Source organism: Lactiplantibacillus brownii, assembly GCF_031085375.1.
Taxonomy (GTDB): Bacteria; Bacillota; Bacilli; order Lactobacillales; family Lactobacillaceae; genus Lactiplantibacillus; species Lactiplantibacillus brownii.
Map to the genome: position 1 here is coordinate 2362736 of NZ_JAVCWF010000001.1, position 26269 is coordinate 2389004.

At 43.6% G+C, this 26269-nt stretch carries 24 protein-coding genes and 1 pseudogene; 4 read left to right on the plus strand and 21 right to left on the minus strand.

Features of this window, described 5'->3' with window-relative positions:
- Positions 1 to 12 precede the first annotated feature (12 nt).
- From RA086_RS11160 to RA086_RS11170, 3 genes are all read right to left on the minus strand, one after another.
- Positions 13 to 2589 carry an ABC transporter permease gene (locus RA086_RS11160; RefSeq protein ID WP_407659092.1) on the minus strand — a complete coding sequence of 859 codons (2577 nt, stop codon included), beginning with the start codon at positions 2587 to 2589 and terminating at the stop codon, positions 13 to 15.
- Positions 2590 to 2599: 10 nt separating this feature from the next.
- A complete protein-coding gene (locus RA086_RS11165; protein WP_308703862.1) occupies positions 2600 to 3301 on the minus strand; it encodes an ABC transporter ATP-binding protein in 702 nt (233 codons plus the stop codon).
- A 236-nt stretch (positions 3302 to 3537) separates the two neighbouring features.
- Positions 3538 to 4158, minus strand: a complete 621-nt coding sequence (locus RA086_RS11170) for a sugar O-acetyltransferase (protein ID WP_308703863.1) — start codon at positions 4156 to 4158, stop codon at positions 3538 to 3540.
- Between the two features lie 222 nt (positions 4159 to 4380).
- Between RA086_RS11170 and lepB the strand changes: the two genes are divergently transcribed.
- The gene (lepB, locus tag RA086_RS11175) at positions 4381 to 5007 is read left to right on the plus strand and encodes a signal peptidase I (protein ID WP_308703864.1); all 627 of its coding nucleotides are present in this window, start codon (positions 4381 to 4383) and stop codon (positions 5005 to 5007) included.
- 223 nt (positions 5008 to 5230) lie between these two features.
- Here lepB and RA086_RS11180 read toward each other — a convergent pair whose 3' ends face one another.
- The 7 genes from RA086_RS11180 to RA086_RS11210 form a co-directional block, all read right to left on the minus strand.
- Positions 5231 to 5704, minus strand: a complete 474-nt coding sequence (locus RA086_RS11180; protein WP_308703865.1) for a hypothetical protein — start codon at positions 5702 to 5704, stop codon at positions 5231 to 5233.
- Positions 5705 to 5709: 5 nt separating this feature from the next.
- Positions 5710 to 6168, minus strand: coding sequence for a GNAT family N-acetyltransferase (locus RA086_RS11185; RefSeq protein ID WP_308703866.1), 459 nt, complete (start codon positions 6166 to 6168; stop codon positions 5710 to 5712).
- On the minus strand, positions 6165 to 6422 hold the full coding sequence (locus RA086_RS11190; protein ID WP_308703867.1) for a hypothetical protein: 258 nt from the start codon (positions 6420 to 6422) through the stop codon (positions 6165 to 6167). Before RA086_RS11190 ends, RA086_RS11185 begins: the two co-directional genes overlap by 4 nt.
- Before the next feature lie 24 nt (positions 6423 to 6446).
- A complete protein-coding gene (locus RA086_RS11195) occupies positions 6447 to 6752 on the minus strand; it encodes a hypothetical protein (protein WP_308703868.1) in 306 nt (101 codons plus the stop codon).
- A gap of 95 nt (positions 6753 to 6847) precedes the next feature.
- A complete protein-coding gene (locus RA086_RS11200) occupies positions 6848 to 7477 on the minus strand; it encodes a histidine phosphatase family protein (RefSeq protein WP_308703869.1) in 630 nt (209 codons plus the stop codon).
- Between the two features lie 172 nt (positions 7478 to 7649).
- Positions 7650 to 8093: a universal stress protein gene (locus tag RA086_RS11205; protein WP_308703870.1), complete on the minus strand. Its 444-nt coding sequence runs from the start codon at positions 8091 to 8093 to the stop codon at positions 7650 to 7652.
- An 87-nt stretch (positions 8094 to 8180) separates the two neighbouring features.
- Positions 8181 to 8750 (minus strand): sugar O-acetyltransferase, encoded by a 570-nt coding sequence (locus RA086_RS11210; RefSeq protein ID WP_308703871.1) that lies wholly within the window; start codon positions 8748 to 8750, stop codon positions 8181 to 8183.
- 124 nt (positions 8751 to 8874) lie between these two features.
- Between RA086_RS11210 and RA086_RS11215 the strand changes: the two genes are divergently transcribed.
- The 3 genes from RA086_RS11215 to RA086_RS11225 all read left to right on the plus strand — a co-directional run bounded on the left by RA086_RS11215 (position 8875) and on the right by RA086_RS11225 (position 11335).
- Complete coding sequence (locus RA086_RS11215; protein WP_308703872.1) at positions 8875 to 9735, plus strand: alpha/beta hydrolase; 861 nt, start codon at positions 8875 to 8877, stop codon at positions 9733 to 9735.
- A 15-nt stretch (positions 9736 to 9750) separates the two neighbouring features.
- Complete coding sequence (locus RA086_RS11220; protein ID WP_308703873.1) at positions 9751 to 10434, plus strand: YjjG family noncanonical pyrimidine nucleotidase; 684 nt, start codon at positions 9751 to 9753, stop codon at positions 10432 to 10434.
- Between the two features lie 190 nt (positions 10435 to 10624).
- Positions 10625 to 11335 (plus strand): uracil-DNA glycosylase family protein, encoded by a 711-nt coding sequence (locus tag RA086_RS11225; protein ID WP_308703874.1) that lies wholly within the window; start codon positions 10625 to 10627, stop codon positions 11333 to 11335.
- A gap of 231 nt (positions 11336 to 11566) precedes the next feature.
- On the opposite strand, the gene RA086_RS11230 is transcribed toward RA086_RS11225, so the two are convergent.
- The 11 genes and pseudogenes from RA086_RS11230 to RA086_RS11280 all read right to left on the minus strand — a co-directional run bounded on the left by RA086_RS11230 (position 11567) and on the right by RA086_RS11280 (position 26261).
- A complete protein-coding gene (locus RA086_RS11230) occupies positions 11567 to 12553 on the minus strand; it encodes a zinc-binding dehydrogenase (protein WP_308703875.1) in 987 nt (328 codons plus the stop codon).
- Between the two features lie 12 nt (positions 12554 to 12565).
- Positions 12566 to 13159: an NADPH-dependent F420 reductase gene (locus tag RA086_RS11235; protein ID WP_308703876.1), complete on the minus strand. Its 594-nt coding sequence runs from the start codon at positions 13157 to 13159 to the stop codon at positions 12566 to 12568.
- A gap of 114 nt (positions 13160 to 13273) precedes the next feature.
- Entirely contained in the window at positions 13274 to 14440 is a 1167-nt protein-coding gene (locus RA086_RS11240; RefSeq protein WP_308704469.1) for a MalY/PatB family protein, read from the minus strand.
- Entirely contained in the window at positions 14430 to 15296 is an 867-nt protein-coding gene (locus RA086_RS11245) for a DUF3737 family protein (RefSeq protein ID WP_308703877.1), read from the minus strand. Before RA086_RS11245 ends, RA086_RS11240 begins: the two co-directional genes overlap by 11 nt.
- A gap of 112 nt (positions 15297 to 15408) precedes the next feature.
- A pseudogene (locus RA086_RS11250) lies at positions 15409 to 16512 on the minus strand (MFS transporter); the annotation flags it as partial.
- A gap of 35 nt (positions 16513 to 16547) precedes the next feature.
- Entirely contained in the window at positions 16548 to 17441 is an 894-nt protein-coding gene (locus RA086_RS11255; RefSeq protein ID WP_308701964.1) for an IS982 family transposase, read from the minus strand.
- 204 nt (positions 17442 to 17645) lie between these two features.
- On the minus strand, positions 17646 to 18254 hold the full coding sequence (locus RA086_RS11260; RefSeq protein WP_308703878.1) for a L,D-transpeptidase: 609 nt from the start codon (positions 18252 to 18254) through the stop codon (positions 17646 to 17648).
- A 195-nt stretch (positions 18255 to 18449) separates the two neighbouring features.
- Entirely contained in the window at positions 18450 to 18584 is a 135-nt protein-coding gene (locus tag RA086_RS11265; RefSeq protein WP_308703879.1) for a hypothetical protein, read from the minus strand.
- Between the two features lie 44 nt (positions 18585 to 18628).
- Positions 18629 to 20416 (minus strand): ABC transporter ATP-binding protein, encoded by a 1788-nt coding sequence (locus tag RA086_RS11270; protein ID WP_308703880.1) that lies wholly within the window; start codon positions 20414 to 20416, stop codon positions 18629 to 18631.
- Positions 20416 to 22167 (minus strand): ABC transporter ATP-binding protein, encoded by a 1752-nt coding sequence (locus RA086_RS11275; protein WP_308703881.1) that lies wholly within the window; start codon positions 22165 to 22167, stop codon positions 20416 to 20418. The genes RA086_RS11270 and RA086_RS11275 overlap by 1 nt, the downstream gene beginning before the upstream one ends.
- Positions 22168 to 22337: 170 nt before the next feature.
- Positions 22338 to 26261, minus strand: coding sequence for a YhgE/Pip family protein (locus RA086_RS11280; RefSeq protein ID WP_407659067.1), 3924 nt, complete (start codon positions 26259 to 26261; stop codon positions 22338 to 22340).
- Between the last annotated feature and the right edge of the window lie 8 nt (positions 26262 to 26269).

A 26269-nucleotide genomic window follows, 5' to 3' on the forward strand; every position in this document is an offset into this window, starting at 1 on the left:
AAGTCCACGCGCTTAATCTACCGATTTTAACGCATCCAGCATGTTAACACGTTTCAATTTACGGTGCATCATCAGCATGACGATCAAACTAAACGCAAGCGTCAATAAGGCTGAATAAACGTAACTAAGCGGATGAATTCCCGGTGAAAACATCAGCGCATTCGTTTCCGCAGTTTGCAAAATGTAGCGATGCAACCAGTTTCCTAAGAAACAGCCTAAAATAATCCCCAATCCAGTTAAAATAAAGTTTTCACGGAAAATATACATCGTCACTTCCCGATCATAGAAGCCGAGCACCTTGATTGTCGACAACTCGCGAATCCGTTCAGAAACATTGATATTAGTTAAGTTGTATAGCACAACCAGAGCTAAAGCTCCCGCTGAAATAACGAAGATCAAGACCACTAGATTCATACTGTCGAACATTTTAAAGTTGGTTTGCTTTTCGACTGACATAAGTGTCACGTTCATGATCCCCGCTTGCTTCAATAACGTGTTCGCATAGGCATTGGCTTGCGTTTCACTGTCATTGTTAAATTGAACATAATTACTGTTATAACTAGCAGTTTTGCCAAACACATCTCGATAGTAGCTCGGACTTAAATAAATAAAATGATTGACATAGTTTTCCGCAATTGCCGCAATTTTCACCGATTTGGCCGTTTGACCAGCTAATTTGACTGGTAATGTCTCACCGACTTTAACGTGGTACAGTTTAGCCAACTTTTCATCAATAATCGCTCCATGCTGGCCCAATTGATACCGTTGATGGCTTTGCCGTTGGCGTAAAGTCACAAACTGGTTCAAGCGCTTGGGCGTCTGTGGCACACCCAGCGTCACGGTTTGCTCTGCAACACCATCTTTCTTTATCGTTGCTTGGGCTGATTTTAGCGCCAGGCTAGTCCGATAAAGTTTCGGTTGGCTAATTGTTCGCTTTTGCGCGGCGGTTTCGGTCCCCGTGCGTGTCACGATTGCATCGTAATGCCATAAATCATTAAATTGTTTTGTACTGATGTCCCCAATTGAATCTTTGAGTCCAAAGCCAGTAATCATCATCGCCATACAGCCTGCAATGCCTAACACTGTCATCAGCAGACGTTGTTTATAGCGAAAAAGATTGCGCAGGGTGATTTTATGATTAAAACTCAACCGCCGCCACAAGCCAGACCATCGTTCCAACCAGAGCGTTTTACCAGCTTTGGGTGCCTTGGGCTGTAATAATTGAGCTGGTAATGCTCGTAAATCCACTCGCAACACGACTAATGCGGTTCCTAAGGTGCACAAGAGCGCAATGATTAACGCAATCAAAATATCGACCCAAATATACTGAACCTGGATGGCTGGCAAATTATACATACTGCCATAAGCTTGAGCAATAAATTGTGGGAAGAAATTAACACCAAAGAGCACCCCTAAACCAGTCCCGATTAGGGCTGCAAGCCCACCATAGATCATAAATTCACTACCAACGGCCGCATTCGAATAACCAAGTGCCTTTAAAGTCCCCATTTGTAACCGTAATTCTTCTACCATCCGTGTCATCGTCGTTAAACAGATCAACGCGGCAATCGCAATAAAGAACAGGGGAAAGACCGTCGATAAGGCGACGACCCGTTGCGTATTTTCATGATATTCAGTATAACCCGGGTTATCAGACCGATTACTGTAAATATAAGTTGGCCGCTTAATTGCCGCTACTTGGGCTTGTCCTTGCGCTAATTGGCTTCGTAGCTTCACTAATTGTGGGGTCGTTGCTGGTACTTGTGTCGCTAGCGTGGACACTGCCTTAGTCAATGGTGCCAACCGACGACGTGCTTGTTGTTGCAAACGATATTGTCGTTTTTGAGCTTGTGGCTTCAACCAGCGTTTTAATTTGGCCGTATTCGCACGATTAAGTCGCCGATAAGTGGCCGTATACGGTTTGACACCCTTTAAATTTTTAAATTGGACATCAATACGAGTCGTAATGGTCATTTTCAACGTCTTGGGTCGGACATAGGCAAAGTAATCCAAGGTTCCCTTGCCAACCGTTGTCACACCACGACTAGTATTTTCAACGTAACGCGGTGAATTCACAAACCCGACCACTTTAAAACTGCGCCGTTTAAACTTTCGGTTAAGTGCTCGGCTGCTAACAATCCGGTAAGTCGAACCCAGTTTCAAGCTTGGCTGTAAGGTTTTAGCTTGCGAATCTAAGACAATCTCGTTCGCCTTTCGGGGCAACCGACCACTCACGACGCGCAATTGATTTAGTTTTTGCGTTGTGGGTAGCTCAGCAACCCGCACAACTCGATTATTATTCAATTGATTGACGTCAAGATACTTCACGGCTTGATAAGTCAGTTCATCCTGATGGTTTTTTAAAACTTGTTCATCAGCTTTAGTCAATCCTAGCGTTGATTGCACACTATTCGTGGCCAACCTTTGCTTTGCAAAATAATCCGTTGCTGCCTGCAACATATCTGGTCCAGTGGCTCGAATTCCCGTATAGAACGCCACTCCCAAGAAAATAATTAATAGAATCGAAAAGAAACGTGCTTTAGATCGCCAGATTTCACGTCGAATTGCTTTAAAATAGGCTTTTGTCATCATCATTCACCTACCATTCGATTTCTTCGATGGGCGTTGGATGATCATTGTGCACGATTGATTGGACTTGAGCGTCATTAATCCGGATAACTTGGTCACCTAACTTGGCAATCGCACTATTATGCGTGACGATGATGACCGTTGTTTGTGTTTCACGGGCCGCGGCCTGAATGACTTGTAACACTTGTTTGCCAGTCCGATAATCCAAGGCACCAGTCGGCTCATCACAAAGTAATAATTTAGGATTCTTAGCGACCGCGCGCGCAATCGCGACACGTTGCTGCTCCCCACCTGAAAGTTGCGCCGGAAAATTGCCAGCACGAGCGGTCAAACCGACTAGTTTTAACGTTTCATCAACATCACGCGCGTCTTTGGTGATCTGTGACGCCAACTCCACATTTTCACGTGCAGTCAAGTTCGGAACCAAATTATAAAATTGAAAAACAAAACCCACGGCCTGGCGGCGATAGGTCGTCAATTGTTTGGCCGAAAACTGAGCGATATCTTCGCCGTCAATCAAAACTTGACCACTAGTCGGCGTATCCATCCCGCCTAAGATATTCAACAACGTTGATTTGCCGGCACCACTGGGCCCTAAAATCGTTACGACAGACCCTTGGGCAACCTCAAACGATAGGTCTCGATTTGCGACCGTTCGTTGGTTGCCATTCTGAAATTCACGGGTCTCTTTAATTACTTCAATATACGCCATACTTGCGCCCTCCCTATGTATTCGGTTACATTTCTATCATACCTTAAATTGATTGATCTGCGCAGCTTGGATTGCTAAAAGGCCTGTTTACGACCATCCGTTTAGCTTGCCACTCTGGTTGGTCTGGACATGCTGGAACGTGGTGGGCACATTTGCGAGCCATAGTATAGTCACATCGATCAAAAAAATAGCGCTAACCTGACTCATCATCAAGTTATCGCTATCTCAATAGTTATTTATTCCTCATCACGATCCGCATAGTAGGCCTCTTTTTGCTTTTGCCAATACTGTTGATCTTGCGCGGTAATTTTCCGCAGGACGTGGCAGGGATTTCCTACAGCAACCACGCCATCCGGAATATCTTTTGTGACCACGGAGCCAGAACCGATCACAACATTGCTTCCTATAGTCACGCCTGGATTAACGACCACATTGCCGCCAAACCAGACATCGTTACCAATCGTGATTGGCAAGCCATACTCTAATTGTTCCGCCCGAATCGCCGCGTCGATTGGATGACCAGCAGTATATAAGCCGACACGTGGTCCCATAAAGACATTATTGCCAATCGTAATCGGTGCCACATCAATAAAAATTGCATCATAATTCGCGTAAAAGTTATCCCCAATGGTTGTATGACTACCATAATCCGTGTGAAATGGTGGTTCAATGTAGCCATTTTGTCCGATTTGCTTGAATAACTTTCCGCGCAATTCTTCGCGATAATCACTTTCACCTTCAGTGGTCTGATTGTAAAGTCGCGTCAATTTTTTACCGTGATGACTTTCCCGACTTAATTGCGCATCATCCGCAATGTACAATTCACCAGCCAACATGTGTTCTTTTTGTGTTTTCATAGACGAATCAATCCTCCGACATTCTAAAAATCAGTTACTGCTAAAGTTAACCATATTGTGATAACGATTTCAACGGCTTAACGGGCCATTTCTAAAAGCTAACTGTCCCATTTTCTCGACGCCCAATAATTAGTTCACCAAATCTTTTAGGCTTTTTTATCACTACTCTGTCAACCATTCGTATATAATAAGACATATACACACTTAAGGGAGTCGAATTCAGTGAAAACATTTAAGAATATTATGAGCTGGGTATTGCCAATTGTGATTGGACTCGGATTGGCACTGCTCATTAAGCAATTCTGGTTCACTATGGTACGTGTTGACGGGACCTCCATGCAACCAAACCTACAAAATAATGAACGGGTTGTCGCCTTCAAGACAAGTAAAATCAAAGCGGGATCAGTGGTCGTATTCAACGCCTACAACGTCGATCCAGACCAAACCGCGAAAGACGCCGTTTACGTGAAGCGGGTCATTGGGATGCCTGGGGATAGTGTCCGCTATACGAGCAATGGTAAATTGTATGTCAATAATAAACTCGTCAAGCAAACGTATTTGAAGAATAGTTATCAACAGACCACCGGCTCATATATGGCAAACAGCCACAGCAAATTTACTGGCTGGGACTTAACCAGTCTGAGTCATGATCAAGACGGCTGGCGAACTAAAGTCACGACCAACAAAGTGCCAAAAGGCTATTACTTTGTCCTCGGTGATCACCGTAGTGTTTCTAACGATGGGCGTTACTGGGGCTTCGTTCCTAAGAATAAAATGATTGGGGTCGTCAAAGCTTGGCCTTGGCAGAATCGCAAACAATACATCAATAGTTTCCAACCAAACGATTAGACCTAACTATCGAGCGTGTGACAAAAGCCATTTGTCACGCGTTCTTTTTTGATATTAGGATAATTTTTTAAAACGAATCATTCATTGTCCATTTTCGTTGGCCACCACGTTCCAGCATCGTTCCAGACCAACCGAAGCGACAAGTTATCCACAAAAAAGGCTGACCAACACTCAAAATTTCAAGTGCTGGTCAGCCTTAATTTTATCCACAGTGGATAACTTGTCATGACTTGTGTTGTTTAGCTTGATAATCTTTCACCCAGAAATAACCACAGATGATGGGACTAATTAAAACTAAAATCACTGCCATCAAAATATTTTTAAAGAAATTAATGAACTCATCCATAAAATCGCTTTTAGCTTCCACTTGCGGCGTTAACGCAGTCGGCACCGGTTTCGGCTTAGTCCGTTTAACAGGTGCCGACCAGGTGTGACCAGAATCCTGAATGATTTGATCATCGTCCGGCCGCGTCGACGGCGTCTCTTTAGGCTTACGCCGCCAGACTTGAAAAACTTTAGGCCACCGATATTTGATGATTGGCAACAAAACTAACGCACAAATAAGACTATAAATGACTATTGGATTAAATTCTAAAACAATGTGATTTACAGTCTGACGTGCAGTAAAAAACATAATGATAAATACCGCAATCGCCCCATAAAACCAACTCGTTATTAAATTACCTGCTCGCCACATCTCAGCTAACCTGCCTTCACGTTTAGCGCTAACCGCACCATACTTTTACATTGAATACCATTTTCATAAATTGGTTCCGCATAGTTATCCACAAAATAATTCACCCAAACGGTCGTTATTTCAAATCCAGCCCGCTGATATAGGGCTAATTGCCGTAAAGATGAATTACCAGTGCCGATTTGAAGTTGTTCACAGGTCGTAGCCTGTTGACAACTTTTAATAACTGTTTGTAATAATGCTCTGGCAATCCCCCGGTGTTGATAACTTGGGGATACTGCCACCACCATAATTTCTTGAACCTGTGGCTTCAGCGGTTTCAATACCAGCACACCCACAACTTTACCAGCCAGCTGATAACCATAAATGGTCGCACCTTCAAGTGAGCGCTGAACTTTTGACCAGTCGGGGTCTGCTAATAACAAAAGCTGTTTGGGCACCTGACTGGCTTTAACCAGCGTAATCATCGTGATTGTCGCCGACCCGCATGATGTTGAAACCCATTGCCCCAGCATACATAAGGAATGATCACCGCGATAATCGCTAAACAGTACTCAGGAATCGTTAAATTAGCCGCATGTAAAACGACCACGTACGCTAAAAATACGGTCCATAAAACAGGTACAATGCCGCCAACCCAAAAATAACGGCTGGCCGAAAACACCAATTCTTCTAGGACAAAAATAACGAGGCCAATGAGTCCCAATGTGATTAAGTTCATAACTTATGCCCCCCTGTTGATAACTTATTTGGTTTTTAATTGTGTCAACATATCCACAAAACGGCCAATTTGTAAGTTATCCACATCTTCATCTGAATAATAAATAATCATTTGTTGCTGCTGTTCCGCGGATAAATTGGCTTGTGACCCAAAATAAACTAAATAAACCGCGGCTTCCTTTTTGCTGAGTGTCTCACCGTAATCAGTATCCAAGGTGACCGTATAATCTGAACCTAATTGTTTGCTCAAGGCAGCGATAAAGCCTTGAATAGCCTTATTCGTCACTGTTTCTTGACCAGCAACAACACTTGTAACAACATAAACTTGCATGACTAAAACCTCGTTAATTATTAAATTTTATTCTTGATTCCTTACTCACATTATCGCAGATTTCTTGCAATCGCAAGGACGCTGGTGCTCCTGTTTTAACGCAGGGTAAACTTATCCCCAGCCTGATCCACAACCGTCACCGTGCCGGGTGCCACTTGTTCACTGGTCGCTGTCTGACCGGTAATGTCAAAACGCAAGCGCCGCAAGATCACCGCATCCACGATGACCAATGCTCGGCCATGATCCGGAGTCGTGGCAGCTACTTGTGCTAATCCTTTTTGATATCGTTGCCAGAATTCATCGCCACTTTCAGCTAAACTATCCACATCATGATCATGGATCAAATTCTGAATTTCAGTCGGTGTTTGGTCAGCTTCAAAAGCAGCAACCGTTGGATAGCCCAATTTTGTTGCAAAACCGGACCAAACAGCAGAACGTTCAATGCCCTCAAAGCCGCCGTAAAATGGTGACCGCAAAGCCGATTTGGTCTGTATTTCTACCGAATTTGCTTGTGCTGCTAAAATTGCGCGAGCGGTTTGCGTCCCACGACTGGTGTCGCTCGCAAAGGCCGTATCAAATTTAATCGTTGCCAATCGCTGGCCGACCGTTTGACTCGTTTGTTGACCCGCGGCCGTCAAAGGCGTGCCGCTCCAGCCTTGAAAGCGATCAAGTTGGTCAAAATAAGTCGTTCCAGTCACAGCTAAATACAAGGTGATAGTTTTCATATTGTGGTCCCACTTCCGTTTGTTTTTATCTTCCAATCATAGCATAAAAGTGCCTGTCTCACCGATTTCCCCACTTTTAAACGATTTTCTTAACAACTAATCGTCCCATTAAAAATACGCCTCATCATCAGCAACTAGGCCGATAACTAGGCGTATTGGATTTGTTTTAAAATTAACGCACGACCAAAACTGAAATTGGTGAATGTTTCGCCATGTAAGCTGCTTGCGACCCAAAATACTTGCGGACACCTTGCTTAGAAATCGACCCAATGACGAGTAGATCTGGTTTGATTGCCGGAATTATATCTTTCACAATCGTTTCGCCAGGATCACCTTCGTCAACGATTGAACGAACATCCTTAACACCAAATTTCGTCGCTAACTTTTCATATTGTCGGACATGTTCTTCCAAATCTGCCCGTTGGCCATGAATAAAATCTTTGCTCATGGCTTCGTACACATTCATATTATCTTGTTCCAAAATTGACACGATGGTCAACTTAGCACCATCCGTCTTGGCACGATTAATCGCATACCGGAAAGCTAACTGCGCATCGTCTGAATCATCGACGCCCACTAAAATATGCTTAAATTCCTTAGGACTCATTTCTGACATAATCAACGTCCTCCCCAATTGGTTAAATTTTAGACTGATGACTTACTGGTCAATCCCATTCTTACCGACTGATACGTGCTTGTCAACCTAGGCGCTTGGTTTGTTTTCCTTCAAGACTCGCGCTGGATTACCAACGACGACCACATTATCTGGAAATGAATGCGTGACCACGGCACCGGCACCGACGACCACGTTATTACCAAGCGTCACCCCTGGTAAAACCATCGCGCTACCACCGATCCAGCAATCATTGCCAATCGTAATTGGTGCGGTACGTTCAGCTTCAGTTCGGCGGACGGTTGGATCAAGTGGGTGAACTGGCGTGTATAAGCCGACCTTAGGGCCAAATTTACAATCATTTCCGATCGTGACTTGGCCTTCATCACAGATTTCGACACCATGGTTCGCGTAAAAATGATCCCCAATTGTGATATTAACGCCATAGCTAAATTCAAAAGTTGGTTCGACAAAGAACCGGTCACCAACTGAACGTAACAATGAAGCCATCCCTGCATTTCGTTCCTCATTATCAGCAATTTGATTGTACTTCATAATTTGGCCACGGACATAGTTTCGCCGTTTGAGTAATAATGGTGATTCCATGTACAAGTCACCGTTGATCATTTGTTGATACGCTGGGTCATTATCGATTTCCATACTGAACTTCCTTTATTAAAATTATTATGACTGATCAGCTTCGTCAACTGACCAATCTTCCTATTTAAGGATACCACATTGGGCCAACTTGCTGTATGATGACCCTAATCAGGAGGTCTTGAACATGAATGAAGCAACAGTAGAGCGTCAAAATCACGATCAACATCAAAATACCATCACCAACGACCAATGGGCTGCGGAACGGACTCGGACTGAATCCTTTAAACTTAGCACCGGCGATACCGCCAAAATTTTCAGCCATGAGCCCAACTACGTCCAGTCTAAGGGCATCATTATTGACTTCCATGGTAGCGGTTTTGTTCATTTACATAACGACCATGATACCTATTTTTGTAAACGCATCGGCATTGCCACTCAATATACGGTGCTCGATTTCGATTATCCATTAGCCCCAGAGCACCCTTTCCCAGCGGCATTGAATGCTTGTGATGAATTAGTCCAACACGTTCAGGCACACTATGCCGATTACTGTGCCGCCAAGCCACAACGCTTAATTTTAATCGGCCACAGTGCTGGCGGCAACTTAGTTGTTGGCACACAACTACGGGCTCTTAAACGCGCACAACCCGTGGCCACATTGGCCATTTTAGACTATCCAGCCCTCGACTTGGACACCGATCCCGATGACAAGTCCTATCCAGCCGGTGCAGTGATTTCGGCCGCACAAGCAAAACGCTTTAATCGTTTTTACCGTCAAAATGAACCGTTAGGCAATCCTGAAGTTTCCCCAGTACTTGCGAGCGTTTCGGCACTCGTGGGCTTCCCTAAAACCGTGATTCATACCGCTGACCATGACACATTGGCAGCTGAGGCGGAATTATTTGGGCAACATCTGCTGTTAGCACATACTTCGGTCACCATGCACCGTTATCTCAACTCCCTGCATGGCTTCACCGTTTCTTTGACCGGTGCTTATCAAGCCTCATTTGACGATCTGGTGCAACAAATCCAACAACTAATTTAGAAAAGAGTTGTCCACATGCTAAAATACGTCATTTTTGATTTAGACGATACACTACTGGATTTCAGCCGCGGTGAGCAGGAATGTATCACCTACCTGTTGCAAAAGTACGGCGTTACTGATTTGCCACACGGCATGCAAGTCTATCAAGCCCACAATCACTGGGTCTGGTCGCAAATTGAACACGGTGCTGAGCGTCAGCCGTTGCTAGATCAACGTTTTGCGGTTGTCTTTGCCAAATTAGGAATTAGCGTCAACGGCCACGCCTTACAACAAGAATACAACACGATGCTGGCCCATAATTTCCATGTGATTCCCGGCGCAACCACCTTATTGGACCAATTGCAATCAGCCGGCCTCACCTTAATTGTCGGTACCAATGGCGTTAAAACGACCCAGCTGAGTCGTTTACAAGGTTCTGGACTCGCGTCCTATTTCCGCCAAGCCTTTATTTCTGAAGACCTCGGCGTCTCGAAACCAGATTCAAATTTTTTCACGGCAATATTTAACCAACTGCCCAATATGACTGTCAATAACACCATCATGGTTGGGGATAGCCTGACCTCCGATATTCAAGGTGCCAACAGCGTAGACTTGCCAAGCATCTGGTATAATCCACGACATTTGAGCAATGATCACGACTACCGACCGACTAAAATAGTGACTGATTACGACCAATTGAAACGACTATTAAGTCACTAAAAAAGCTTTATTTGTAGTACAAAGAGTGTTAAAAACCGCAAGTAAAAATTACTTCTTTCGTTGGAAATAGCATCTGCCTGTTTTAATAAAATTCATATTTTCCCAACAGATCAGAAAACAAACATTTCCGCTATTGCTTTGGTTATATTGTTAACACAGTAAACATTATAGAAAAACGACAGGTGAGTAGATGGACAATCAGAATACTTTTGAAGAAAACATAGCGAGATTTAATGCAGCACTAGGGAACATTTCGATTGATTTACCAAAGAACTATATGATATTGAATCCATATTCTGGCGAAAAAAAAGAATTAATTAACAAAATGAGTGCTATTTTTTATAGGAAATTTTTTAACGATACTTATCCACGAAAATTGATATTGGGAAGTTCTCCGGCTAGAAGAGGGTCTGCAGTAACTGGGATTCCTTTTGAAGATATCGAGCATTTACAGCAAGAAACAGGTATAAAAATTGATGGCTTTCGTATAAATCAAGCTTCTTCAAGTTTTCTGTATGAAGTAGTGAGTAATTATGGCGGTATTCAAAAATTTTATTCAGATTTTTATATGAATTTTGTTTGTCCACTTGGAATAGTGCAAAAGAATTCTAAAGGAAACTATGTAAACTGTAACTACTATGAGAACAAAAATATTTTAAGTATTTTACTCCCATTTCTGGTTGATTCACTTCATAAAATTATTTCTTTTGGAATAGATACCTCAGTTTGTTATTGTATTGGCAGCGGCGAAAATTATAAAGTTTTAAGGACAATAAATGACAACTATAAGTTTTTCAAAAAAATCATTCCGCTAGAACACCCTAGATATATTACTCAATATCACTCGGAAGATAAATATGAATACTTAAATAAATACATGCAGGCACTCAGTGAAGGCTAATGCGTTAGAACAACTTTCAATAAAAATTAATTTCCAGAATGACAAGAATGAAATGAGAAATACTGGCAGAAAATTAAGTAGAACCTTTGGGATTAAAAAGTTCTTAAAATAACTAATAACGGTAGTAATCTTATTGGGAATACCGACTTGGTGATCTCAACTTATTAGACTGTGATCAAAAACTTGAACAGCTGCTATTGCACTAAAAAAGACGCTCATCAGCGTCTTTTTTTAAGCGGTCACTTGAATCACCAATTTACCCACATTACGGCCACTCTTAATTGTTTGTAGCGCCGTCGGAACTTGGTCAAACGGTTGAACGTCCCCAATCAATGGGTCCAATTTAGCCGCGACCACTAATTTTGCCACGGCCTGTGCCATCACTGCCAAGTCGTGAATCTGCACCGGATCATTTGAGCGATAAACGCCGCCAAGACCTGATCGAATCAGTGCTAACGCGTGGTCATCAAAATCAAAATGCTGCGGCATCCCATCACCAATCGCGACAATTTGACCATTGTAGGCCATTCGGGCTGCATCAGCGGCCAATTCGGACCCACCAATCGTGTTCAAACTCACATCCACCCCACGGCCCTCAGTGGCTTTTAATACTGCCGCCGTCACGTCTTCTTGGTGATAATCAATAATCGTGTCAGCCCCGACTTTTTCAACTAATGCGCGTTTACGCGCAGACACCGTCGTGATCGTCCGTAGCCCAAGCTGCTTCGCAAGTTGTAACGCCGCAAGACCAACGGCCCCACCCCCGGCATGGATCAAAACGGTTTGCGCATTGGTCAAGTTCACCTTACGTATTAATGCTTGATAGGCGGTCAAATTGGCACACAAAATAGCGGCGCCCTGAACATAGCTTAGCGCGTCGGGTAGTTTCGCGACGCTGGCTGCCAAAGTCACGTTGTACGTCGCCAGTGCCCCATTGCGACGAAGATCACTATGGTAAAAGACACGGTCACCGAGCTTGAAGTCAGTGACATCCGGCCCCACCGCGCTGACTTCACCGGCAACGTCGATCCCAATCGTATGCGGATATTGCCAAGCCGCCACACCACTATCAATAATTTTGTAATCAACTGGATTCAAGCCTACTGCCTGAACTTTTACTTGTAGCTCAGCCACTTGTGGTTTGGGGATCGGGACATCCAATAATCGTAACTGTTCCAAGCCTAAGTGTGCTTGATTTTTAACGACCCATGCTTTCAAATTATAGCCTTCCTATTCTTCGATTTGAATAAAGTGTGTGTTGCCTAAACCACCACCGACTTGCATGACACTGCCACCATGACGTAACCGCCCCAAATTAACTGGTCGGAAATTCAAGGGTCGTAGTAGCGCTGCAAATTCTTTCTTGGCAGCCACATCGTCTCCCGCGTAAAATAACACACGACGACCGTCACCGTTAACATGACCATCCATAAATTTGGGTGGTAAGGTGTTAAATGCTTTGATGACGCGCGCATTATGTGCCGCCGAGGCAATAACTTCGCTACCCGTTAATGGTGCCGTTTTAATTTTTTTGAAGTCCGCTGTAAATTGATTCGTCACGTCGATTACGAGTCGTTGCTCATAATCCGCAATTTGATGCAAAACAGCCGGCGCTTGTTCGAATGGGACCGCAATGATCACCATCGGCTGCTGTAACGCTACGTTGACTTCGACAAAATCGACTTTTGATGAAAATTCCGAACGTCGCGCCGCTAAACTTGACGCCCCACTATGCCGACTCAATTTAATTTGATTATCGCCGCGTGCAAAGGTCTGTGCTAAGACGGTTCCAACAGTGCCAGCACCAACAATTCCAATTTCCATCTGCTCACCCACTCGTAAATTTATAGTTAATACCACCATTTTAGTGGAAGATCGCCTGAATAGGAAATCATAAGCAAAAAAGACGCGCCAAAATTTCTAGGCGCGTTCTTATAATTATTGTTGTTGATAAGCGTCAATTCCGGCCTGTAATCGTTGTAAGCCATCCGTCAATTCCGCCGTTGGACAAGCGATATTAATTCTTAAAAAGTGTGACCCGTTACCGCGATAGACATCGCCAGCCGACAAGAATAACCCCGTCTTAGCACGAATAAATGTCGCTAAGTCATTGGCATCCGTCGCCACAGCACTAATATCTAACCAAATCAGATACGTCGCCTGGGCTTCAATTACTTTGACACTAGGCAACTCAGCCGCAATAAACTGCTGCAACTGACGTTGATTAGCCGCAATCTTAGTTCTTAACGCTGCTACCCAAGCATGACCCTCTTGATAAGCGGCCAAACTACCTGGAATTGCAAACGAGTTTGGTTCTGCTAGTTCATCATTATTGACGCCACGACTGACGCGCTCACGAATCGTTTGATCTGGCATAATCAAAGTAGCCGCATGCAAGGCAGCCACATTGAACGTCTTGCTTGGCGACACACAACTGATGCTGTTAGCTGCAACTGGCGCACTCAGTGATGAAAATGGCGTATAGTCATGGCCGTTTAAGGTCAGGTCACAATGAATTTCGTCAGCCAACACCAAAACATGGTGCTTCAAAGCTAATTCACCCAGTCGTTGTAAAATTTCACGCGACCAAACAATGCCAATAGGATTTTGCGGATTACAAAGAATCATCATCGTTGTGAGCGGGTCAGCCAATTTCTGCTCCAAATCTTTAAAGTCTATTTGGTATTGGCCATCCTGTTCAACTAAATCACTCGATAACGTGTGCCGGCCATTATTTTCAATTGAATGATAAAAAATATTATAGACCGGTGCCTGTACTAAAATATTATCCCCAGGCGTCGTCATCTTACGCACAATTGATGAAATAGCTGGCACAACGCCGGTACAGAACATGAGCCAGTCGACTTGCGGCCGAAAATGATGCTCAGTTGCCCACCAATCCGCGACTGCTTCATAATAAGCAGTTGGAATCTCTTCATAGCCAAAAACACCAAAGGCAGCGCGCTTTTTCAAGGCCGCCGTAATGGCTGGCGCCGTTTGAAAATCCATGTCGGCGATCCACATCGGGAGTTCGCCTGGTTGAACGTTCCACTTGGCCGAATTTGTGTGTCGGCGGTCAATGACCGTTTCAAAATCAAACGGCATGACGCGCACGGCTTTCATTGTCGACTGAGATCACAGTTTGTTGTGGATCAATTTCGGGATCATCAAAAATGACCTTTTGAATCGCCTGAGCATGAATTTTACCACTTATCGGATTCTTGACACTATCGATAGTTGAATTGATTTCGGCATCAATATTTTGACAATATTCAAAGGCCAAATCCGTATTCAGTAACGTACAATTTTCTAATGTCAGATCGTCCATGTAGCATAGGCCTTGGTCACTTTCAATCGTACAGTTCACAAAACGAACATGCTTGGAATTCCAGCCTAAATATTCACCAATAATTTTGGAATCATAAACGGTGACATTTTCACAATTCCAGAAAGCATCTTTGGTCATTAAAGTGGCGTTGTGAATTTCAACATTCTTGGCACCATCAAACGCATAGTTACCAACCAAATCAAAGTCACGAACCTGAATAGCTTCACTATTCATGCCAAAATAATCACCAGCGGCTTGAACGTCATGGATCTCAATATTTTGACTGTTCCACAGCGTTTCTTCCGCATGCGGCATATGCACATGGTCTAATTTAATGTGACTGGCGCGCCGGAATAGCTTAGGCGCTTGCAACGTACTGTTCGTAATTGCAATATCATCGGTATACCAAATACCGGAGCGTGACATCTCTTCAAAAATCGAGTTGTTCACTCGAATATGGCGACTATACCATAAGGGATATTTCCACTTGAAGATTGATTGTTCAAGCTCAATATTGGCACTCTCTTTCAATGGGGATTCACCATTGGCAAAAGTACTATTTTCAATGTGCAGATCACGAGCTTTAAATAGGGCCCGTTCACCAGTTGATAATTGTTGTTTAATTGTTTTCATTAAGATAAAACTTCCTTTTCAAAAACTGACGCCAACTAAGCATCTGTAATAACCTTACTAGCTTATAGTAGGTCGAAGGCAAGTGATTTATCTGAATTTTTTCAAAAAAGACTTAATCTTCCGGGCGTAATATTGAAACAGTTGTTTGATGGCGAAACTTCAGCTGAACCAATCCAGTCGCTACTATTAAGACACCACCTAGCCCAATCAATGCCCAGCGCCCCCACCATTGCGTTAAAAATGGTGCTAAATAAGCCCCTAGCGCGGCAGTGCCATCCGTAAATACGAGGGTGATAGCTAGTAGCCGACTCACAAAAGCCGGCGAAACCGCCGTTTGCAAGTGCGTATAAAAGGTCAGATTGAATAACCCCCGCAGTAATCCCAACAACCACAATCCCAGTCCTAATAACGGGGCTACCGGAATTAACAACCCTAGGCTCAACGGCAAGCCATAGCTCAGTTGCGTCACCGTCAGCCGTGGTAGCCAACGTTGCACAAATGGTGCCATGATGATGCCTAGTGCTTCGAGACCTAAATAGACACTCAGAACTAGTTTTGATTCCCAAGTTGCCAGCACTAACCAGGGGACAATGACCGCAACCACTGCATCCACAAGGCAACCAATAATGGCAAGCAACGTTAAATGACGAAGGTCCGACCGTTGGCGAAATAAGCGCCAAGCCGGACTTAACTTGGCATGCGTGCCAAGCTTCTTTTGGCGCCTTGGTCGCAAGTAGAACTGGCTATCTAATAACGCTGATAGCAAAAATGCCAGCCCCATCCCGAAAATAATCGTCTGTGCCGAGACCCATATCAATAAACTCGCAATGAACATTGAAGCACTAATAATAGCAACTTGGCGCACTTGTGTTTGAAATCCATTAACTTTGATAATCTGATTAGGGGCAAATAATTGTGGTACGATCGTCTTATTGCCTAATTTATAAAAGACCCCAATCGACTTATTACACACCGAAACAACTGCTAAAATGGCAATTTGCCAAGTTGACTTTACCATCAGTAACGCCGCAAAGACAAATAAAAGTCCCGTTAACAGGTCCGTCACCAACATGACTTGCTTTGGATTAGTTCGTTCAATGAGCACCCCGGCCACCAAGTTAAGTGCTAACGCTGGCGCCATGGTAATCGCCATGACTTGACCCAAAAGTTTGGGACTGCCGGTGGCTTCAATTAATTGTACGGAAACTAAATAACGCGTAGTGCTAGTTCCGTAATATTTCTAGTGAAGCACTAATTTATGCTAAGTCCGCTTTTACCTTGAGCTAGATTGCTATGAACCTTGATAATGTTCCATAAAAATAGTGCCGCTAATCGGCTACCTAGGCCGATTAGCGTTCGGGTTCCAGGATGTTCAAAATGGCCAACGATATTCAAATTATTAAAACCTGTTTCAATATATCGTCGTTGATTTTTTAGAAATGAGGAATTTATATGATCTGTTTTCCTCATGTTCTTTCGCAGTGGAAACCAGAAGTTGATTCCTTGTGATTTTAATCGTTCTTGAAGCTTCCGGCTCAAGTATCCGCCGTCTGCTAAGACTTGATGAGCCGGTGCTTCTCGTAAAAGCTCTTCAACTGGTTTTCTATCATCAACGTTTGCTGGTGTCAGTTCCCAGTTCACAAAATAACCGTCATTATCCATCACCGCATGTAGCTTGAAGCCATAATAATATAGTTGCTTGGTTGCGTTATAGCCTTTATGAGCTACACCTCGTAAGACTTTTGCTTGATTACTTCGTCTTGCTGAGACCAAAGTGATTGGGGCACTATCAATGATTTCATAAGTGCTGCCATGCCGATATCGCTTCAATAGATACTGACGGATCAACTTCATTATTTGAAGAAGGTCGCGACACCGACGATTGTAACGACTTCGTTCTGGAACAACCACTCCGGAAGCCGCCAAAGTTTGATGGAAGTGGGTTTCTGAAGGGTCACGTAACGCTATTCGCGCAAGCATACAAGCGATAATCGTGACGTCATTAACTTTTAGTTGACGATAATTTTGACGAAAACGAAATCTTTTTGGCAATAGTTGGTAAATTGGTGTAATTATTTTGATGAATTCTTGGACGGTTGCTTGAATTAAATTGAATTTTGGGATAGCTTTAAGGAGGCCTTGCATTTACGGTTCTTCTTTCTGGGTTTAGTCACCTTAGAAGCTACCGCAAATGCGGGCTTTTTGCATATAATTTGATTTAATCAATGAACTATCCGACAAATGTTACAAGACTAGCACTACGCGTTAAATACATAAACCCATAAAAGCCAAAGAATGTAATCGCCATACTAATCAGGTAATACCAGAAATTGTATCGCGTCCGCCGCATCAACTCACTGTCACGGGCGTGTTTTGCCGAATGTTTTCATAGAGCCATTTGGCATCCGCAATCGTTAATCGAACACAACCATGGGAATTCGCGACTTTACCCAGTTGTTCCGCTTCAGTGGTCACATATTTGCCACTCGCATCGACGGGAACTGAGTGGAATAAATAAATCCCATGATCCTTAAATGAGACCCAGTAGTTGGCCCCTTCTTTGGATTCAGCGTTATAAAAGTGTAACCCACGCTCAGCCTGGACTTGAAACTGCCCTTTAGGGGTTTCGTCACCTTGACGGCCAGTAGAAGCCAACATGGTATAAAGCACCTTGCCATTTTCACGTAAATAAACGCGTTGTTTAACTGTTGAAACCTCAATTTGCAAATTTGGATGGGCCTGAACTTTAGGATAAGCCTGAGACATTGACGGTTGATGCCAATCCAATTTCTTGGCGACCGTTTTCACCTTTGTGACTGACTTAGGCCGAACAGGTTTCACCCGTGCCCGCGCATTTTCCATTTGTTTAGCGGTGAAGACTTGATGAAAGCCCACTGCTAAAACACTACTGGCACTTAAAAGCGCCAGCACTAAAACCAATCTACTCTGCACCTTCATTTCAATACTCATCCTCATCTTATCATCTTTAGCTGCCTTGTACACTAACGATAACAGCAGCCCAGTTGTTCGTGCCCTAATTGTACGCGTCCCTTGGCCTAAAAACTAGCGCGTTTATATTTGTTAAAAATGATAATTTAATTGATAAAAAAATAGTTGGTAACGGCTCAAAATTCTGAGTCGTCCCAACTATTTTTACTTCAACTTGATTTTTACTTTGAGTTTCTTTGGATAAGTCGACTCTTGAATTTTCAAAACGGCTAGGATCAAATTCAAACCACCCAAGAGAAAACTTAAGCCAGCCACCAAGACCGAAAGTTTTCGTAACATTCGCGCCACCTCGCGTCCAATTTACGTTCAGCTTAACATAAGTTCTACTTCGCGTGGGCAGAATTCTGCAACTGGATCATATCGTAATAGTAACCACGTTGTGCCAACAAGTCGTCGTTGGAACCGCGCTCCACGATTTGACCTTGATGCAACACTAAGATCAAGTCCGCATTTTGAATGGTTGAGAGCCGATGGGCAATCGCAATCGTCGTCCGGTTTTGTTGAATCCGATTAAGACCAGTCTGGATCATCTCTTCGGTTTCAGTGTCGACGTTAGCCGTTGCTTCATCTAAAATTAAAATTTTAGGATCCGTCACAATGGTCCGTGCAAAAGAGATCAATTGACGTTGACCAGACGAATAACTCGCCCCACGTTCAATGACACGTGAGTCGTAGTTTTGTGGCAGTTCATCGATGAATTCATCGGCAGTCACAAACTTAGCCGCAGCTTGAACTTGTTCATCCGAAATTGTGTCATCAAACATCCGAATGTTCGACTTAATATCCCCATAAAACATGAACGGTTCCTGCAAAACGAGCCCTAGTTTTTGTCGAAGTTCTTTCGCAGGATAATCACGAATATCACGATCATCGATCAAAACTTCGCCGGACTGAAATTCATAGAATCGCATTAAAACATTGATTGTCGACGTCTTGCCACTCCCCGTTTGACCAACTAAGGCAATCGTTTGACCTGGTTCAGCCACAAACGACACATCTTTCAACACTGGATTCACCCCATCGTAGGCGAAAGTCACATGTTTAAACTCAATCTTTCCGCGGGTAATTTTAGCGTTAGGATCAGCATGCTGGGTGGGGGCAATCGTGGGATCGTCCATCACACGTAAGACCCGCGATCCGGCAACGACCCCATCTTGAAAGTCAGATAAATTATCCATCATTTGCGTCATTGGATTATAGAAATTATCCAGATAAGTGATGAAGGCATAAACGACCCCGGCAGCCACGTAACCATTTAGCCCACGTACCCCGAAGAAGCCTAAAATCATCACCGTGCCTAACGCGTAAAACAAATTAATAATTGGACTCAATAGTAGTGAGTTCGTCCGAATCATCGCTTGTCGCGTCTTAAAGTAAGCATTATTCGTCTGGTCAAACTCGCCATTGATCCGGCGTTCTTGCCGAAACTGTTGAATCACACTAATCCCGGTAATCGCTTCACTTAACTTAGTATTTAACTCACTCAACCGTTCCCGCATCCGCCGATAAACACGCGAACTATACCGTTGATAGTACCAAATAGCCACGGCTAAAAACGGCATAAAAACGAGTAACCAAAGCGCAATTTCATGATCGGTAAAATACATCGCTAAGAAAGACGAAATAACCGCAAAGAAAGCCGTAAATAACGTATTAAATAGCGCCCAAAAATTTGAAAACGACATCGTATCATTGGTCAGTCGCGATAAAATCGAGCCACCAGGGACTTGATCAAAATAACGCATCCCCATCCGATGCAATTTCTGGAACATTTTACGCCGGACATTTTCTAACATGTATTCGGCACCCATCGTACTGGTATAGTTTTGGAAAAACTGCATCGTTGCCCGCACAATCATGCCAAAGAAATATAAGCCGGCGAAATACCACATAATCGCCAACGTCGCATGCCCGGTCCGTAAATAGCGATCGATAAACAGTTGTAACACTTTTGGTAGATAAATATTAACTAAACTAATTAAACCTGACATGATAATGGTCGCAACAAAAAACCACTTGAAAGGTTTTGCGTATGGCAAGAGTCGGCGAATCACCGTCAGTTGTTCCTTGACTGGCATACTCCGTGCCCAAACTGATTGTCGTTCTGCCATTATTGCACCGCCCCTTCCACTTTGGTTTCTAATTGCTGACGATCAAAGATTTCACGATACCAACCATGTTGTTGCATTAATTGGCTGTGAGTCCCCCGTTCAATAATCCGACCGTCATCCATGACAATAATTTCATCCGCATTCATGACTGAACTCAACCGATGCGCCGCAATAATCGTCGTTTTATCGGCCCGTTCAGCTTTCAAATTAGCTAAGATTTCAGCTTCAGTTTCAGCATCGACCGCGGATAACGCATCATCCAAAATAAGCAATTCAGGATTAATCAATAAGGCGCGCGCAATCGCCAATCGTTGGCGCTGACCACCAGACAGTGAAATACCTTCTTCACCAACCTGGGTGTCGTAACCGGCCGCCATTCCAGCAATCTGACCACTCAGATCACTCTTGGCCGCCACCGCTTCAACCGTTTCCTGAGAAACTTTAGGATCAGCAAAGCGGATATTTTCACGAATCGTATTTGAGAATAAGAAGCTATCTTGTGGCACGTAGCCAATCGCCGGTAAATAACTGTCTAAAGCATAATGTTTAATATCGTGACCACCATACTGAATCTGACCATCATAATTATCAAATTCACGCAAAATCAGTTTCATAATAGTTGATTTACCGGAGCCAACCCGGCCAACGATTCCCAGCGTCTGGCCTGCTTTTAGGTCAAATTGAACCTGACTCAAACTCGTCCCAGCATCATCGGGATAATTAAATTTATCAATTGCATAATGCATACTTCCCGTTGGTCGTTGCTCCAAGCCATTTTTACGATCAATAATCGCACTTTTTTGATTTAAGAGTTCCATGACCCGATCGTAGGACGCATTACCACGCTCCATCGTGTTAAATAGCATGCCGACCGCAAACATCGGCCAAACCATCATCCCTAAATAAGTGATGAACGAGACAAGGTTACCGATCGTAATGACATGGTTAACCACATACATCCCGCCTAAAATGATCGTCGCGGCATATGATAACGCGATAATTAATGTAATAGCTGGGTCAAATAAAGAATCTAAGAAATTAACATGGCGATTGATCTTAATCGTTTGGTCAATTTGGCGGTCAAAGTCATCGACATCTGCTTTTTCCTGACCGAGCGCTTTGATCACTTTAATACCGCTGATACTTTCCTGAGCCTTGTTGTTCAACCGCGAAAAGGCGGCTTGCGAGGATCGGAAAGCCACGTGAATTTTTTGGCCTAAATACCATGAAACGACGGCCAACAATGGAAATGGCACAACGGCAATCAATGTTAAGCGCCAATCAATCAACATCATCATCGCAATCAACGTGGTGCCACCAGTAATGATGGAATCCGCAAACTGTAGAATTCCGCCACCGGCGACTCGTTCCACAGCGGTCAGATCATTGGTGGCATGTGCCATCAAATCACCAGTCCGATATTTCTGATAAAAGGTTGCATCCATCTTCATGAAATGCCAAAATAACCGTTCCCGTAGTGTTCGTTCCAAACCAGCCGCGCCACCCCAGATGGCATTTCGCCATAAATAACGCGTCAAATACTGTCCCACGGCCGCCACTGCAATAATTGCTAAATAAAGGGTCAAGGAACGCGCAGTCAACCGGTGTTGATTAATCCCGTCGACCACGTCCCCAATAATTCGTGGCGGCACAATCCCGATGACAGCCGTCAAAATAAGACCAATCACCCCCGCCAAATAGAGCTTCCACTCACGGCGAAAGTACCAGCCTAACTTTAAAAATATGCTCAAAATTGCACCTCCAAAATAAAAATTAAAATTCACTGTGACATCAAATCATCATACCACATTATGGGCCTAAACTTAGCGTTGCTGTTCGCACGTCCTGGCGATTAATTGAAACAAGTTGGCCAAACAAAAAGCCCTCAACTTGAGTTGGTTGAGGACTAATCGTTTAACGCTTATTTACCAGCCTTCATCTGAATTGGTTCTTCGGCTAGTTCTTGCATGTTGTGTTTTTTCAAAAATACCATTGATGCCCACAATAGGATCAATGCGATGATGGCAAAGACTGCCAAAATCACAATTGATGAAACGAACGTCCCATTGCCCCAGCCACCTGTTAAGGATTGCCGGAACGCCAGAATTGAGTACGTTAATGGTAAGAATGGATGGATCACATTGAAGAAGTGATTCGTAATTTCCATTGGGAAAGTCCCACCAGAACCACCAAGTTGTAGCATCAGTAAGACCATTGCGACAAATCGACCTGGATTATCGAACAACATCGATAAGAACATGACAATGAACATCGACGCCAGTGCGATCATAATTGCTGTCGTGAAGTAACCAGCCATGCTGATTGGCTTCAAGCCAACAATGAGTAAGGCCACACATTCAATAATCGCCATCAAAATTGCGACCGGTGCGCCAACTGCGACTTTGCTCAAGAACCATTGTGTTGGTGTGCCATCATCATCAGACATCCGCCGAATTGGATAAGCGAAGTTGAAGACGATTGCCCCAACATAAAGTGCTAAGGATAGCACATATGGTGCTAAAGCATGACCATAGTTAGGCACATAGCTGTAATTTGAATGCGTCAATTTTGAAGGTGTCGCGAACATTTGGGCATTCGCATTCTTCAAAGGTGTCGCATTGACCGTGTCAGCCCCACTCTTCAAGGACTTCGCTAAGGTTGCATTACCATTTTTGATCTTCTTATTACCAGCTAACAATTGTGGTGAATTTTCATCCAATTGATTGGCACCATCAGCGAGTTGTTGAACACCACTCGTTAATTGACCAGTACTGCCTTGTAAGGTTTGTAGACCAGTATTCAGTTGACCAGCACCTGTATCAAGTTGTTGGACACCGGAAACCAGCGTTGGCACTTTGCCATTCAAAGTAGTCAAGCCAGTGGTTACTTGGCTAGAACCGCTGAACAATTGTTGCACACCACTAACTAAAGCAGGCACTTTACCGTTCAAGGTCACTAAACCACCAGTCACTTGGCTTGAACCATTCTTTAATTGCTTAACGCCAGAAACTAAGGTTGGCACTTTACCATTTAACGTAACAAGGCCAGTCGTAACTTGACCAGAGCCATCCTTTAATTGTTTAACACCAGAAACTAGGGTTGGCACCTTGGTATTAAGTGTCACCAATCCAGTAGTCACTTGACCAGAACCATCAATCAGCTTCACAACGCCAACTTTAACTGCGCCAATGCCATTAGTAACTTTACCAGAACCTACTTGTAATTGATGAATACCCGTTACCATAGCAGGGACTTTGCCGTTTAAGGTCTTTAAGCCACCAGTCACTTGTTGAGAGCCATCAAATAATGCCGAAACCCCTGATACCAAGGTTGGCACTTTACCATTTAGTTCTGCTGAACCATTAGCTAGGTCACTAGCGCCTTTGGTTAATTCAGTAGACTTTGCCGTTAATTCTTTGGCACCAGCATTAGCTTTATTAATTCCACCAATCAGCAACGGTAATTTCGCATTTAAGTCAGTTAAACCACCACTAAGTTGACCTGCACCAGTATTTAAACCTACTGAACTCTTAACTAACTTACTAGTCCCATTAGATAACGCGATACTGCCAACAGATAGTTTATCAATGCCACCAACTAAGGTTGGCACTTTACTATTCAAATCAGTTAAGCCACTGCTTAATTGTGTCGTACCAGCTTGTAATTCTGCCAATCCGCTCGTTACGGTCGCTGAACCACTACCTAATTGATTAGCCGTTGAAGACATCGTATTAACATTCTTAATTAAAGCATTAACACCCGCTTCTAAATCCTTAAAGCTCGTCAATAAACTAGCATCAGTCTTACTTGTTGCGGCAGTATTAGTACTAATCAATGACTGCAACTTTGTCATGTTAGTATTTAGCGTTTTGGCAGCCTGTTGATCAGAACTATCCGTAGTCGCTTCAGTTTGACCAACCGTTGCTAAACTACTTTCCAAGGCTTTAACCTGAGCATCACTCAAATTTTGTGAGTCTTTTAATGCTTCAATTTTGGCATTAATTTGTTGTGTAACCGTACTATTATCAGCTGTTTTGGTAGCAGTTAACTGTTGTACGTTAGTTTGCATGTCGCTAACAACTGCATCCACTTTAGTCGTATCAGTTTGATTGTCTGAAGTAGTAGCTAATTGCTTTTCAAGATTTGTCAATGCAGTTTCCATTTGACTCATCTCACTTTGCAAGGCGGCAATCTCTTGTTTACTCGTATCGCTTCCACCAACAGCAGCTAGCTTTTGTAATCCTTGTGTCACTTGGTCACTACCAGATTTCAAGGCTGTCACACTACCATTAACAGTTGTCGCACCGGTAGTTAGCTTATCAACACTGCTTGGCAAAATTTTGCTCTTTGTTTTAAGTGTACTAACACCGCTGTTAACATTTTGAGCGCCATCATCAGCAGCAGCAACCCCAGAAGTATAGTCTGAGACACCAGTAGCCAACTTATTAGCACCCGTAGCTAAAAGTTCAACATTACTTGATACTTTGCCAGTACTCTCATCCAAAGCCTGCAGCCCTTCTGATAACGTGTAAACCCCATTGGTATAAGTAACCACACCAACGCTTAGTTTCTTAGAACCATCGGCTAAGTCTTTTGCACCTTTTGTTAACGTACCAGTTTCACCATTCAAACTGTCCAAACCTTTTGTGACCTTACTAGACCCTTTAAACAATGCCGCTACTGAGTCTGGTAATGCCGCAGTTTGATCACTTAGTGCAGTGAGACCAACTGTAACTTGATTAGAACCATCGCTCAAGGCTGGCAATTGTTTATTCAAACTATTTAAGCCACCTGTAACCTGACCAGAACCGTCAACTAGTTTAGTAACACCACTGGCCAATTCACCGGTCTGACTATCCATGGTCTTTAAGCCATTCGTTACTTGGCCTGAACCGTCAACTAATTTAGTGACACCACTGGCTAATTCACCCGTGCTGCCATCTAAGGTCGTCAAACCAGTCGTTACTTGACCTGAACCACTAACCAATTTAGTGACACCACTGGCTAACTGACCCGTACTGCCATTCATGGTCTTCAACCCATTGGTCACTTGACCTGAACCATCAGCTAACTTAGAAACACCGCTAGCTAATTCACCGGTACTCCCATTCAACGTGTCTAGCCCAGTCTTCAACGCACTACCACCGTTCGCTAACTTCGCGATTCCGGCTGGTAATTGTTGAACTTTGGTATTAAGTTCCGTGGTCCCGTCTTTCAACGTGTGCACGCCAGTTGTGTAAGTTGTCAAACCATCTTGTAGCTCAACACCACCATTTTTCAACTGGGTCGCACCAGCAGCGGCTTTACTAAAGCCTTTTCCAGCTGTTTTCACTTGTTTAAACATTGCTAAGGCATAAGCTTTGGTCACCGCGGCCCGCACGTTTTGGTTCAGCTGGGTCGCACCAGCGTCACTAATCACTTTAGCAATGTAATTCAGCGACGCATTTGTTGAGTAATGTAACTTCATCCGTTTGGGATGCTTACTCGTGACCGTCGTTGCGTGTTTTGAAAAATTAGCTGGAATCGTGACAACCGTATAATACTTGTGATTAGCTAAACCGGCCTGCGCTTCGTCCGCCGAAACGAAATGCCAGCCAAGCTGATCATTTTTCTTAATGTTCGTCACCATTTGTTCCCCAACTGCAAAACGTTTACCCTGATAAGTTACCGGTTTGTCTTCATTAACCACTGCGACCGGTAAATTCTTGGTATCTCCATATGGATCCCAGACCGAAGTCAGGAAGAATACACTATACAAAAATGGAATTAAAATCATGACTGCCACCGAAATCCATAGAATCTTGCTATGGAAAATCGACCGCCATTCCCCGCGAATCATTTTCACAACCTGAA